The sequence below is a fragment of the Jejubacter calystegiae genome (assembly GCF_005671395.1).
Lineage (GTDB): Bacteria > Pseudomonadota > Gammaproteobacteria > Enterobacterales > Enterobacteriaceae > Jejubacter > Jejubacter calystegiae.
In genome coordinates, this window is the sequence record NZ_CP040428.1 from 1324424 (window position 1) to 1337616 (window position 13193).

Consider the following 13193-nt stretch of genomic DNA (forward strand, 5'->3'; position numbering starts at 1 on the left):
GTTAACCGCATGGTTATCCTCATAAAAAATTTAGATGTGATAATCAAATAGAGATTTAATTTCTAGTAGTAGATCTTTACTAGCAATATCACTTATATCTTTATTTTTAGCACAACACGCCACCTGATTCTTCCCATAGCCGCCGATCAATCCTGGATCGGTAGGGCCGTATAGCGTGATATTAGGGCGGTCGAGCGCGGCGGTCAGATGGCTCAGCCCGGTATCGACAGAGACCACAAAGCGGGCGCCGGCCAGCTCTCTGGCGACCTCTTCAAGACTCATCCGCGGTAGTACCTCTACGTAGTCAAAACCTTCTGCCAGTCGTCTGGCTCTTTCTTCCTCATGAGGGGCCCCCCATGGCAATTTGATGCGCAAGCCGCTATCGGCCATCAGGGCGATCAGTTCACGCCAGTGTGATTCCGGCCAGTGCTTATCGTCGCGCGTGGTGGCATGCAGGAACACGGCGTAGTGACCGGCATCCGGATTCAGATGGTTAAGGAAGTGGCGGGCGATGGCATAATCACCCTGGGTTATGGGTTTGTCGTAGCCAAGGCTTTTGGCGAACAGCTCCCGGGTGCGCTCGACCGCATGCTGTGGTTTAGGGATCTGGTGGCGTCGATTATAGAACAGGCTGGCCAGCGGTTCGCGGGCACTATGCCAGTCCATGCCGTGTTTAGTTCCGTGGGCCAGGCGAGTCACCAGCGCAGCGCTTTTCAGTAGCCCCTGGGCATCGATCACGGTATCGTAGCGAGTCGCCTGTAATCTGGTACGAAATGCCTGGCGTTCAGCCTTTATTGGTGCAGAAAACCAGGCTTTGCGCCAGCGACGCAGCGCGACCGGAATAACGTTGTCTACCGCATCGTGCCAGCCCGGTATCTGGGCAAAACCTTCCTCCACGACCCAGTCAAAACGAATCCCTTCAATCGCCTGAGCAGCATCCGTGAGTGCCGGTAAGGTATGCAGTACATCGCCCATCGACGAGGTTTTTACAATCAGTACCCGCATTCGTTACTGTTCCTCGCCCTGCATCAGTTCATGAAGTTCTGCCAGTACCTTCTCCGGCTGGATATCGATCAGACTTTGATGATAACCCTCTTCGGCATCGCCTTTACGCACCCGATGGTAGCCACTGATCAAGCGAATGACCCGCGCCTTGTGGGAGAGCGGCGGCGTAAAGTCCGGGCTACTGGGACCATAGAGCGCTACCAGCGGGCGATCGAGCGCAGCTGCAACGTGCATCAAACCCGAATCGTTGGTGACCACGGCCTGGCAGGAGGCAATGAGTATGACGGCCTGCTCCAGCTCGGTATCGCCCGCCAGGTTATGGCACCACGACTGCTGTTCCCGGGGTAGGGCGGAACAGATTTGATCGCCAGCTTCCCTGTCTTTCGCCGAGCCAAACAGCGCTACCTGGAAGCCTTCGCCAATCAGCGATTCGGCCAGACTGGCGTAGTGGTAGTGTGGCCAGCGCTTGGCCGGGCCAAATTCGGCGCCGGGGCAAAAACCGATAAGCGGGCGCGCGTCAGACAGCGAAAACGTAGCACGCGTCTGACGCTTCTCTGCTTCGCTAACCTGGAGTTGAGGCCACAGCAGCGGTTGGGGCAGATCCCGTGCGGATTGCATCACGCCTTTATCAAAAGCCAGCGCGACGTAGCGCTCCACCATTAGCGGCCAGGCCTGTTTATCCAGCGTCCGCACATCGTTTAGCAGGCCATAGCGCATTTCTCCACGCCAGCCGGTTCGTTGGGGGATGTTGGCAAACCAGGGGACGAGAGCGGATTTCAGGGAATTGGGCAACACAAATGCCCGATCGTAGCGACGCTCGCGCAGGCTGATACCGAGACGACGGCGTTCGCCAATAGCCAGTGCGCCATGGCCCAGAGGCATCGGAATCGCTTCATGGACCTCGGGCATACGGGATAACAGAGGACGGCACCACGCGGGTGCCATCACATCGATTACCGCTTGGGGATAGCGCGCCCTGAGCGTGCGGTAGAGACTTTGCGACATCATCATGTCGCCCACCCATGATGGGCCGATCACCAGTATTTTCATAGGCCAGGTTACCCGTTAAGCGTCACGGTTTAGCCAGGTCATATACTCCGTAACCCCTTCGGCAACGGTTTTGAAGGGTTTGTCATAGCCTGCAGCGCGCAGGTTGGTCAGGTCGGCCTGGGTAAAGGCCTGATAGCGACCCTTAAGCTTGTCCGGGAATGGGATGTATTCGATGCTTCCTTTTTTATGGAACGCCAGGGTCGCGTCCGCCACGGCCTGGAAGGATTCCGCACGACCGGTACCGCAGTTAAAGATGCCAGAGACGCCATTTTCCATGAACCAGAGGTTAACCGCTGCCACATCGCCCACGTAGATAAAGTCGCGTTTGAAGCCATCGCTGCCTTCAAACAGTTTCGGGCTTTCGCCGTTATTCAACTGGGTATTGAGGTGGAAAGCCACGCTCGCCATGCTGCCCTTGTGACCTTCACGCGGGCCATAGACGTTGAAATAGCGGAAACCCACGATCTGCGACTGGGCTTCTGGAAGAATACTGCGAACATATTCGTCGAACAGGAACTTGGAGTAGCCGTAAACGTTCAGCGGCTGTTCGTATTCGCGGGACTCGATAAAGTCGCTGGTGCGTCCACCGTAGGTGGCGGCGGAAGAGGCGTAAAGGAATGGGATCTCGCGTTCCAGGCAGTAGTGCAACAGCTCTTTGGAGTACTGATAGTTGTTATCCATCATGTACTTGCCGTCCCACTCGGTGGTGGAGGAACAGGCGCCTTCGTGGAAGATGGCTTCGATATCACCAAACTCTTCACCCGCCATAATCTGGATCAGAAAATCTTCTTTATCCATGTAGTCGGCGATGTTCAGGTCGACCAGATTGACGAACTTGGTGCCGTCTTTCAGGTTATCGACCACCAGAATATCGCTGTGTCCAAGGTCGTTCAGAGCCTTAACAATGTTGCTGCCGATAAAGCCGGCACCGCCGGTTACAATGATCATAAGCGTTAACCTTTAAGAAGTGGGGCCGGGGAACAGTTCCCGACGCTAATGTCTCTTATCATATCATCTCATCGATTACCCGACAGCCGCCGGAAGAGATGATGGCGGTAACTTTGATCCGTTAGTCGTGATTTATGCTGCAAAAAGCATAATCCCTGAAGCGTCATCTCGTATCAGGGTATAGCTTTGAGTAAGATGTGCCACAGTATGCCATGTATGGAGAATCGCAATGCGAGGGGATTTTTATCAACAGTTAGCGGCCGATCTGGATACGGCACGCGCAGAGGGGCTGTTCAAGGAAGAGCGTATCATCACCTCTGCGCAGCAGGCAGATATTACGGTGGCGGATGGCAGTCATGTCATTAACTTCTGCGCCAACAATTATCTGGGGCTGGCCAATCACCCGGCGCTGATTGAAGCGGCGAAAGCGGGTATGGATAGCCACGGCTTTGGTATGGCGTCGGTGCGTTTTATCTGCGGTACTCAGGACAGCCATAAAGCGCTGGAGCAGCAGTTGGCGGCATTCCTGGGTATGGACGATGCCATCCTTTATTCCTCCTGCTTCGATGCCAACGGCGGTTTGTTCGAAACCCTGCTGGGGCCGGAAGACGCCATTATTTCCGATGCCCTTAACCACGCTTCTATTATCGACGGCGTGCGCCTGTGTAAGGCGAAGCGTTATCGCTATGCCAATAACGATATGCAAGAACTGGAAGCGCGCCTGAAAGAGGCCCGCGCGGCCGGGGCGCGTCACGTGATGATCGCCACCGATGGCGTGTTCTCTATGGATGGCGTTATCGCCAATCTGAAGGGCGTTTGCGATCTGGCGGACCAGTATGATGCGCTGGTGATGGTGGATGATTCCCATGCGGTAGGTTTTGTCGGCGCCAATGGTCGCGGCACCCATGAATACTGCGACGTGATGGGCCGGGTAGATATCATTACCGGCACCCTGGGTAAGGCGCTGGGCGGCGCTTCCGGCGGTTATACCGCTGCGCGTAAAGAGGTCGTGGAGTGGTTGCGCCAGCGCTCGCGTCCTTATCTGTTCTCTAACTCCCTGGCGCCGGCGATCGTTTCGGCCTCAATAAAAGTGCTGGAGATGCTGTCGTCTGGCGATGAACTGCGCGATCGGCTGTGGGCCAACGCGCGTCTGTTCCGCGAGAAAATGACCGCCGCAGGCTTTACGCTGGCTGGGGCCGATCACGCCATTATTCCGGTGATGCTGGGCGATGCGGTTGTGGCCCAGGATTTTGCCCGCGAGCTTCAGAAAGAGGGGATTTACGTGACCGGCTTCTTCTATCCAGTGGTGCCGAAAGGCCAGGCGCGTATCCGTACTCAGATGTCGGCGGCCCATACTCCGGCACAGATTGAGCGTGCGGTCGACGCATTTACCCGTATCGGTAAACAGTTGGGCGTAATCGCCTGAGTCCGAGGATGTCGCAATGAAAGCATTATCGAAACTAAAAGCGGAACAGGGAATCTGGATGACCGATGTCCCTGAGCCGGAGATAGGTCATAACGACCTGCTGATCAAAATTCGTAAGACCGCGATCTGTGGTACCGATGTTCATATCTACAACTGGGATGAGTGGTCCCAGAAAACCATTCCGGTGCCGATGGTGGTGGGTCATGAATATGTGGGTGAAGTGGTTGGTGTTGGTCAGGAGGTCAAAGGTTTCAGCATTGGCGATCGGGTTTCGGGAGAAGGACATATCACCTGCGGCCACTGCCGCAACTGCCGTGCCGGTCGTACCCACCTGTGTCGTAATACCATCGGCGTCGGAGTGAACCGCCCGGGTTGTTTTGCACAATATCTGGTGATCCCTGCCTTTAACGCGTTCAAAATCCCGGACAATATCTCTGACGATTTGGCCTCTATCTTTGACCCCTTCGGTAATGCGGTTCACACAGCGCTGTCGTTCGACCTGGTCGGGGAAGATGTGCTGGTTTCCGGTGCGGGTCCCATCGGTATTATGGCGGCGGCTGTAGCGAAACACGTCGGTGCCCGAAACGTGGTGATCACTGACGTTAACGAATACCGTCTGGCGCTGGCGCGCGATATGGGGGTAACCCGGGCGGTTAATGTCAGCCAGCAGAGCCTGCAGGATGTGATGGCTGAGCTGGGCATGAGCGAAGGCTTTGACGTCGGGCTGGAGATGTCTGGCGCGCCTGCGGCTTTTCGCACCATGCTGGATACCATGAATCATGGCGGCCGTATCGCGATGCTGGGGATTCCGCCGTCGGAGATGGCTATCGACTGGAATAAGGTTATCTTTAAAGGATTGTTTATTAAAGGTATTTATGGTCGCGAGATGTTTGAAACCTGGTATAAGATGGCGGCATTGATTCAGTCCGGGCTCGATCTCTCACCCATCATTACCCATCGCTTCTCTATCGATGACTTCCAGAAGGGCTTCGACGCCATGCGGTCGGGGCGATCAGGAAAAGTGATTCTAAGCTGGGATTAAATAATAGAAAGCCGGGATTCCCGGCTTTTTATTTGCGATAAATCTCAAATTAGAAATTGATTTGTCAGTTTTTGTCATTCTAATAAAGTATACGTAAGCCGGATTTGCTCTGATATCTTTATTCCTGGTTGGTCGATTAAATTAAGGGTTCTTAATAAAAGGTAGTTTTTATACGATTATTCTGGAAATTAATGCCCTTAATATTTCTTTAATAAAACTGCGATATTACTAAAAGTACATTCACAGACCACCAGGATTATAATTTAATGAATGATAGCCAAAAACTGAGCATTATTATGCCGTTATATAATGCCGGTAATGACTTCATCGCCTGTATGGATTCACTGCTGGCGCAAACCTGGCGCGACCTGGAGATTATTATCGTTAACGATGGTTCGACCGATAATTCGGGCGAACTGGCGCAGCGCTATGCCGATGCACATGCGCATATCCACCTGATTCATCAGACTAATGCCGGGGCGTCTGTTGCGCGTAACCGCGGGATGGCCGTCGCCAGCGGCGACTACGTGGCCTTTGTGGATGCCGACGACATCGTCTATCCCACCATGTACGAAACGCTGATGAATATGGCGCTGGAAGATGGCCTGGATGTGGCTCAGTGTAATGCCGACTGGTGCGATCGCCGTACCGGCCATACCTGGCTGTCAATTCCTACCGACCGCCTGCGATCCACCGGTGTACTGAGCGGACCCCAGTGGTTGCGTCAGGCGCTGGCCTCAAAGCGCTGGACACATGTTGTCTGGATGGGCGTGTATCGTCGGGAATTAATTAATCAGCTGAAATTACAATTTATTCCCGGGCTGCATCACCAGGATATTATCTGGAGTACCGAATTTATGTATAACGCCAAACGCGCGCGTTATACTGAGCAGCCATTATATAAATATTTCCTGCACGATCAGTCGGTAAGTCGGTTGAAACGACGCGGCGGAAAAAATGTCGCCTATCAGCGTCACTATATAAAAATCACGCAGTTGCTGGAAAAAATGAACCGTGACTATGCCGGAAAAATTACCCTGTATCCGGAGTTTCATCAGCAAATTACCCGCGAGGCGTTACGGGTATGCCATGCAGTGCGTAAGGAGCCTTCACCCAGCGCACGTCAGGCGATGATTCGGGAAATTATCGATAGCGGCACCCACCTGCGGATGCTGCGTAATGTACGTAGCCCACAGGTAGGTTACCAGGCTGCACTGTGGCTGACGCGGCTCTGGCGTATGCGTCAGGGCGGCCGACGCGCTATGACACGGGCGATGCGCCGCAGGCTAGCTTCTTTTTGGTAACGTCTGGTTTTCCGATTGCCGGGGGGCGTTGTTCAGGGCGCGTCCCCAGCCCCTCCACTGATTCTGGAAGTAGCTCACCAGCGAACTCTGGCTGAAGCTATCGCTCAATACTTCAAAGAAACGGGTTACCGGCACCGGCTGCAGCGGTTGTTTACTGCTGCAGAGCTTCGCGCCGCCGCGGAACGGGTTGCGCGGCGTGGTGGCCGGAGGCGGCGGCGCCGTTCCCGGCGCTGCAGTACCCAGCTGTGGCTCATTCAGCAGGTCGCTGGGCCGCACCAGTTGAATATCCGGCGGTAAACGGTAGAGTTGCTGCTGGAGTACGCGAACGGTGACCGGATGCGGATGACCGATAGCAATAGTGTGACCGTGGCGCCGGGCAAAGGCAATTGCGCGATCGAACTGATGGCGCACCTCGGCTTCGTCCTGCTTATCATCCAGGAAGATATTACGCCTGACGACCTTAATGCCGGTTCCGGCGGCGGCGCGCGTCGCCTGGGTACTACCGATAGTGACGCTGTCCAGGAAATAGAGCAGGTTATAATTTTCCAGGGTCTGCATCACTTTCTGCATGCCAAACAGGCTGGAGGTCATGGCGCTGCCCATATGGTTATTCATGCCGACCGCACCGGGCACCTTTTGCACGGCGCTGCGGATGATGCGCTCAATTTCGGCACTGCTCATATCCGGGCGCAGCGTATCTTTCTCCAGCGGCTGTTTACTGATGGGCGCCATCGGCAGATGGATAAGCACTTCGTGTCCGGCCTGATGCGCTTTCAGCGCCATCTCCCGGGCATGGGGCGCGTTGGGGAGTACTGCAACCGATACCTGAGCTGGTAGAGCAATAACCTGATTTTCCTGGTGTGGTCGATAACCGAAGTCATCGATGACGATTGCCAGCTTACCGGCGTGGACGGGGGCCGCCAGCGAGAGCGCGGCGGTAAGGGCGAGCATGACGCGGCGAAATTGAGACAAAACTTATCTTCCCAGCCATGGTAGTGGATTAACGGCCTGACCCTGGCGACGGATTTCGAAATAGAGCGAGGGTCTGCCCTGACCACCGCTGTTACCTACCAGCGCGATAGGCTGGCCTGCGCGCACCTGGGTGCCGACATTGACCAGCGCGCTCTGATTATAACCGTAAAGGCTCATATCACCTTTACCGTGCTCCACGACAACCACCAGGCCGTAGCCCTGCAGCCAGTCGGCGAGGATCACCCGGCCATCGGCGATGGCTTTTACCTCGGTACCTTCAGAAGCGCCGATGACGACTCCCTTCCAGCGCAGCTCTCCCTGTAGCTGTTCGCCAAAGCGGTGCAGCAGGGAACCGCGTACCGGCCAACGGGCCTGGCCGCGCGGTGAGCCAAGGCCGCCGGTACGCGCCATCAGAGAGCGTTCGCTTTCGGTCGGTTTGTAGGTGCTGCCTTTGCTCGATGCCTCTTTTTGGCGATCGCGTACTTTCTGCGCTTCCCGGGCTTCCCGTTCGGCTTTGGCCTTTGCCGCAGCGGCGGCGCGTGCGATACGGTCACGCATGCGCGATTCGTTCTGGCGCAGTTCGCTCAGCTGTTGCTGGCCTTTGTGAATCGAAGACTCCAGGCTGTCGACGGTTTTCTTACGCTCGTTGCGGGCTGCCTCCAGGCGACGCTGCTGGGCGCGCTGTTCATACAGCAGCGTCTGTTGACGGGACTGCTTCTCTTCCAGTTCACTTCTCTGGGCGGCGACCTCAGCGCGGGTCTGCTGCAGACTGGCGATGGTCTCCTGACGAGCCTTATTCAGGTAGCCGAAATAGGCCTGCAGGCGCTGGCCGCGTTGGCTCTCTTCGCCGCTAAGGATCAGTTGAATGCCGGTATGCTGCCCCTGGCGAAACGCGGCGTCGAGCTGGGCCGCAAGATTGCGTTCCTGCTCCTTACGCTGCTTTTCCAGTCGGGCAATAGAGGCGTTCATTTCGTCGATCTGGCTGTTGAGGGAGTCCAGCACTTTTTGGGTCTCGCGCAGCTTACGGGCTGCGGTGGCTATCGCCTTTTCCTGAGCCTGAAGCTGTTCGAGCAGCCTGGCGCGCTGCTGCTGCTGCTGGCGTACCGCACGCTCTTTGGCGGCGATATCCTGCTGGATGGCATTAAGCCTATCGCGATCGTTGGCGTGGGCGGGCGAAAGACATAGCAATACGCCAGCGCAGATCGCACTGGCGTAACTGAGGGACCTGGCAGAGAATCGTCGTCCCGGCTGACAGCCCCTGATGATACTTAAAATCGTCTTTCCCCTCATGGGGAAAGATTATTCCACGATGAACAGCGGCTTACCAGTCATCTCTTGCGGGATTTCCATTCCCATCAGGCTGAGCATGGTCGGCGCGATGTCTGAAAGTTTACCGCCCGCAATGGCATCCACCGCCCGATCGCCGACATAAATCAGCGGTACCGGCAGGTTAGTGTGCGCTGTATGGGCCTGTCCGGTGGACGGGTCGCGCATCTGTTCGGCGTTACCGTGGTCGGCGGTAATCAACAACTGGCCGCCTGCGGCTTCAACGGCCTTCACCACTTTATCGATGCACTGATCCAGAGTTTCCACCGCTTTCACTGCCGCGTCGAACACGCCGGTATGACCGACCATATCACCGTTCGGGTAGTTACAGATGATGGTGTCGTACTTACCGCTGGCAATGGCGTCGGTCAGTTTTTCGGTCAGTTCCGCAGAGCTCATTTCCGGCTGCAGGTCGTAGGTGGCCACCTGCGGCGAGTTGATCAGGATGCGATCTTCGCCAGCGAAAGGTGATTCAACGCCGCCGTTAAAGAAAAAAGTAACGTGAGCATATTTTTCCGTTTCGGAAATACGCAACTGGGTTTTATCGTGTTTCGCCATCCACTCGCCGAAGGTGTTGAGCAACGCGGTAGGGGGATAAGCGCAGGCGGTTTTGATGTCAGCTGCATATTCGGTCAGCATCACGAAATCGCAGAACTTAACCACTTTTTTGCGGGCAAAGCCGTCGAAGTCGGCATTCACAAAGGCGCGAGCGATCTGGCGGGCACGGTCGGCACGGAAGTTCATAAAGATCAGCGCGTCGCCGTCTTCCATCGCTACGGCTTCTTCGCCAGCGGCGCGAATCACGGTGGGCTTCACGAATTCGTCGTTTTCGTCGCGGGCATAGGCGGCCTGCAGACCGGCAACGGCGTTGTCCGACTGGAACTCGCCTTCGCCCAGAGTCAGCAGGTCATAGGCCAGCGCTACGCGATCCCAACGGTTGTCGCGATCCATGGCGTAGTAGCGGCCGATTAGGGTCGCGATACGGCCTTTGCCCAGTTCGGCAAACTTGTCGGAGAAACGCTTCAGGGAAGATTCTGCGCTACGCGGCGGGGTATCTCGGCCATCCAGGAAGGCGTGCAGATAGATTTTTTCCGCTCCGCGTTCGGCTGCCAGTTCAACCATTGCCATAATATGGTCTTCGTGGCTGTGTACGCCGCCAGCAGAGAGCAGGCCCATGATGTGCACGGCCTTGCCTGCGGAAACGGCGCGGTCAACCGCGCCAGTCAGCGCCGGGTTGGCAAAGAAAGCACGATCTTTAATTTCCACATCCAGGCGGGTGAGATCCTGGTAAACAACGCGACCAGCCCCCAGGTTGACGTGACCCACTTCGGAGTTACCCATCTGGCGGTCAGGCAGCCCCACTTCCAGCCCGGAAGCATCGATCAGCGTATGGGGGCGGCTGGCCCACAGACTATCCATGACCGGCGTGCGGGCCTGGGTGATTGCGTTATCCTGCTGATCTTCGCGATAGCCGTAGCCATCCAGAATCACCAGCACCATGGGTTTTTTTGAAGCCGACATTGAAAAACCTCATACGTCAGAGATAAAAAATTGGCGTAACTTTACTACAGAAGCGGCGCAAAAATAGCCGCAGAAGATCAAAGAAAGGGGCCGGAATGGCGGGAATTCCTCGGCGGATGATGGTTTTTTTACGTAACAGGCCGCAGAAACGCGATTACCTCCCGCTCCCTGGCTGTATTTGACACAGTGCACAGGTATACTCCCCAACGGGTTTTTTTATCTACATCATCAGTCGGGAGTTGTTACCCCCCATGCAAGAGATTATGCAATTCGTTGGCCGCCACCCCATACTTAGTATCGCGTGGATTGCGCTGCTGGCGGCCGTGCTATACACCACATTTAAAGGGCTGACCTCGAAAGTGAAGGTCATTACCCGTGGCGAGGCGACGCGCCTGATCAACAAAGAAGAGGCCGTTGTGGTCGATCTGCGTACCCGCGATGAGTTCCGCAAAGGGCATATCCCCAGCGCGCTGAACCTGCAAACCGCCGAGATCAAAAACAATAACTTCGGTGAGCTGGAAAAACACAAATCCAGCCCCATCATTATTGTTGATGCTAACGGCGTGAATGCGCAGGAGCCTGGCGCTCTGCTGAACAAAGCCGGTTTCGAGCGTGTCTTCGTGCTGAAAGAGGGGATCGCTGGCTGGAGCGGGGAAAACCTGCCTCTGGTACGCGGCAAAGGGAAATAAGACCAGTTATTTAGGGGGGATCATGGCTCATATTGAGATCTACACCAAAGCCACCTGTCCGTTTTGCCACCGCGCCAAAGCGCTGCTGGAAAGCAAAGGTGCCGCTTTTGACGAACTGCCCATCGACGGTGATGCGGCAAAGCGTGAAGAGATGATTGAACGCAGCGGCCGTACCACGGTACCGCAGATTTTTATTGATCAGCAGCATATTGGCGGCTGCGATGATTTATACGCACTGGATGCGAGCGGCGGGCTGGACCCTCTGCTGCGCTGATGCGGCCACCAGGAACTTCACTCTGCAACGTTGGGGTGCACACGGCGGCGGCAATAGGCGGGCGCCAGGAGTGTGGCCTGAGGTATGACGAGGATATTAAGGACATTACTGTAAAGGGTTAATTATGTCAGAGCAAAACAACACCGAAATGACTTTCCAGATTCAGCGCGTTTACACGAAGGATATCTCCTTCGAAGCGCCGAATGCACCTCAGACCTTCCAGAAAGAGTGGGAGCCGGAGGTGAAACTGGATCTGGATACCGCCTCCAGCCAGCTGGCGGATGATGTCTATGAAGTGGTTCTGCGCGTAACCGTGACCGCTTCACTGGGCGAAGAGACCGCATTCCTGTGCGAAGTCCAGCAGGCGGGTATCTTCTCTATCGGCGGTATCGAAGGGACTCAGATGGCTCACTGCCTGGGCGCATACTGCCCGAATATTCTGTTCCCGTACGCCCGTGAATGCATCACTAGCCTGGTTTCCCGCGGCACCTTCCCGCAGCTGAACCTCGCGCCGGTAAACTTTGATGCGCTGTTTATGAACTACTTACAGCAGCAGTCTGGCGAAGCAGATGAGCAAGAACATCAGGATGCCTGATGAACACCATTAATGCGTCAATGACAGTGATCGGTGCCGGCTCTTACGGCACCGCTCTCGCCATCACCCTCGCAAGAAACGGCCACGATGTCGTTTTGTGGGGGCACGATCCCAACCATATCGCTACGCTGCAGCACGATCGCTGTAATGCTGCCTTTCTTCCCGATGTCCCCTTTCCCGATACCCTGCACCTTGAAAGCGACCTCGCTACGGCGCTGGCCGCCAGTCGTGACATTCTGGTCGTGGTGCCGAGTCACGTCTTTGGTCAGGTGTTAGGGAGTATTCGTCCGCTGTTGCGCGACGATGCCCGTCTGGTCTGGGCAACCAAAGGGCTGGAAGCCGAAACCGGTCGTCTGCTGCAGGATGTGGCGCGTGAAGTCCTGGGAGATCGGATCCCGCTGGCGGTAATTTCCGGGCCGACCTTTGCTAAAGAGCTGGCCGCCGGGCTGCCGACGGCGATTGCCGTTGCGGCGACCGATGACGTCTTTGCCAGCGATCTCCAGACGTTGCTGCACTGCGGCAAGAGCTTTCGCGTCTATCGTAACCACGACTTTATCGGCGTGCAGTTGGGCGGCGCGGTGAAGAACGTTATTGCCATTGGCGCCGGGATGTCTGACGGCATCGGTTTTGGGGCGAATGCCCGCACGGCGTTAATTACCCGTGGCCTGGCAGAAATGTCGCGCCTTGGAAGCGCCCTGGGGGCCGATCCTGCCACCTTTATGGGGATGGCCGGGTTGGGCGATCTGGTGCTGACCTGTACCGATAACCAGTCGCGTAATCGACGTTTTGGCATGCAACTGGGGCAGGGGGCGGATGTCGACAGCGCCCAGCAGCAGATTGGCCAGGTGGTGGAAGGCTATCGCAATACCAAAGAGGTTCGCGAGCTGGCGGCCCGCTGTGGCGTCGAAATGCCAATAACCGAGGAAATTTATCAGGTATTGTATTGCGGAAAAAATGCGCGCGAGGCAGCATTAACGCTACTGGGTCGTGCGCGTAAGGACGAGAGTCACTAACGGAGCGCAAATCATATAATCATGCGGC

General features: G+C 56.0%; 13 protein-coding genes. 7 read left to right on the forward strand and 6 right to left on the reverse strand.

Features of this window, described 5'->3' with window-relative positions; translation table 11 throughout:
• Nucleotides 1–30: 30 nt before the first annotated feature.
• From rfaC to rfaD, 3 genes are read right to left on the reverse strand one after another with little or no spacing between them, the layout of a single operon-like run.
• Complete coding sequence (gene rfaC, locus FEM41_RS06105) at nt 31–1005, reverse strand: lipopolysaccharide heptosyltransferase RfaC (protein WP_138095144.1); 975 nt, start codon at nt 1003–1005, stop codon at nt 31–33.
• A 3-nt stretch (nt 1006–1008) separates the two neighbouring features.
• Nucleotides 1009–2055, reverse strand: a complete 1047-nt coding sequence (gene rfaF / locus FEM41_RS06110; protein WP_138095145.1) for an ADP-heptose--LPS heptosyltransferase RfaF — start codon at nt 2053–2055, stop codon at nt 1009–1011.
• Between the two features lie 15 nt (nt 2056–2070).
• Nucleotides 2071–3003: an ADP-glyceromanno-heptose 6-epimerase gene (gene rfaD, locus FEM41_RS06115; protein ID WP_138095146.1), complete on the reverse strand. Its 933-nt coding sequence runs from the start codon at nt 3001–3003 to the stop codon at nt 2071–2073.
• A gap of 229 nt (nt 3004–3232) precedes the next feature.
• Here rfaD and kbl point away from each other — a divergent pair, with 229 nt between their 5' ends.
• From kbl to FEM41_RS06130, 3 genes are all read left to right on the forward strand, one after another.
• Nucleotides 3233–4429: a glycine C-acetyltransferase gene (gene kbl / locus FEM41_RS06120; RefSeq protein ID WP_138095147.1), complete on the forward strand. Its 1197-nt coding sequence runs from the start codon at nt 3233–3235 to the stop codon at nt 4427–4429.
• Nucleotides 4430–4445: 16 nt separating this feature from the next.
• Nucleotides 4446–5471 (forward strand): L-threonine 3-dehydrogenase, encoded by a 1026-nt coding sequence (gene tdh, locus FEM41_RS06125; RefSeq protein ID WP_138095148.1) that lies wholly within the window; start codon nt 4446–4448, stop codon nt 5469–5471.
• A gap of 266 nt (nt 5472–5737) precedes the next feature.
• Nucleotides 5738–6775: a glycosyltransferase gene (locus FEM41_RS06130; RefSeq protein ID WP_138095149.1), complete on the forward strand. Its 1038-nt coding sequence runs from the start codon at nt 5738–5740 to the stop codon at nt 6773–6775.
• Here FEM41_RS06130 and FEM41_RS06135 read toward each other — a convergent pair.
• From FEM41_RS06135 to gpmM, 3 genes are read right to left on the reverse strand one after another with little or no spacing between them, the layout of a single operon-like run.
• Nucleotides 6758–7747, reverse strand: a complete 990-nt coding sequence (locus FEM41_RS06135; RefSeq protein WP_138095150.1) for a divergent polysaccharide deacetylase family protein — start codon at nt 7745–7747, stop codon at nt 6758–6760. The genes FEM41_RS06130 and FEM41_RS06135 overlap by 18 nt on opposite strands.
• A 3-nt stretch (nt 7748–7750) precedes the next feature.
• Nucleotides 7751–9037, reverse strand: coding sequence for a murein hydrolase activator EnvC (gene envC / locus FEM41_RS06140; protein ID WP_138095151.1), 1287 nt, complete (start codon nt 9035–9037; stop codon nt 7751–7753).
• 9 nt (nt 9038–9046) lie between these two features.
• Entirely contained in the window at nt 9047–10594 is a 1548-nt protein-coding gene (gene gpmM / locus FEM41_RS06145) for a 2,3-bisphosphoglycerate-independent phosphoglycerate mutase (protein WP_138095152.1), read from the reverse strand.
• A gap of 251 nt (nt 10595–10845) precedes the next feature.
• Between gpmM and FEM41_RS06150 the strand changes: the two genes are divergently transcribed.
• The 4 genes from FEM41_RS06150 (at nt 10846) to gpsA (ending at nt 13165) form a co-directional block, all read left to right on the forward strand.
• Nucleotides 10846–11283, forward strand: a complete 438-nt coding sequence (locus FEM41_RS06150; protein ID WP_138095153.1) for a rhodanese-like domain-containing protein — start codon at nt 10846–10848, stop codon at nt 11281–11283.
• Between the two features lie 22 nt (nt 11284–11305).
• Nucleotides 11306–11557 carry a glutaredoxin 3 gene (grxC, locus tag FEM41_RS06155; RefSeq protein ID WP_138095154.1) on the forward strand — a complete coding sequence of 84 codons (252 nt, stop codon included), beginning with the start codon at nt 11306–11308 and terminating at the stop codon, nt 11555–11557.
• 124 nt (nt 11558–11681) lie between these two features.
• A complete protein-coding gene (secB, locus tag FEM41_RS06160) occupies nt 11682–12152 on the forward strand; it encodes a protein-export chaperone SecB (RefSeq protein ID WP_138095155.1) in 471 nt (156 codons plus the stop codon).
• Nucleotides 12152–13165, forward strand: a complete 1014-nt coding sequence (gpsA, locus tag FEM41_RS06165) for an NAD(P)H-dependent glycerol-3-phosphate dehydrogenase (RefSeq protein ID WP_138095156.1) — start codon at nt 12152–12154, stop codon at nt 13163–13165. Before secB ends, gpsA begins: the two co-directional genes overlap by 1 nt.
• Nucleotides 13166–13193 lie beyond the last annotated feature (28 nt).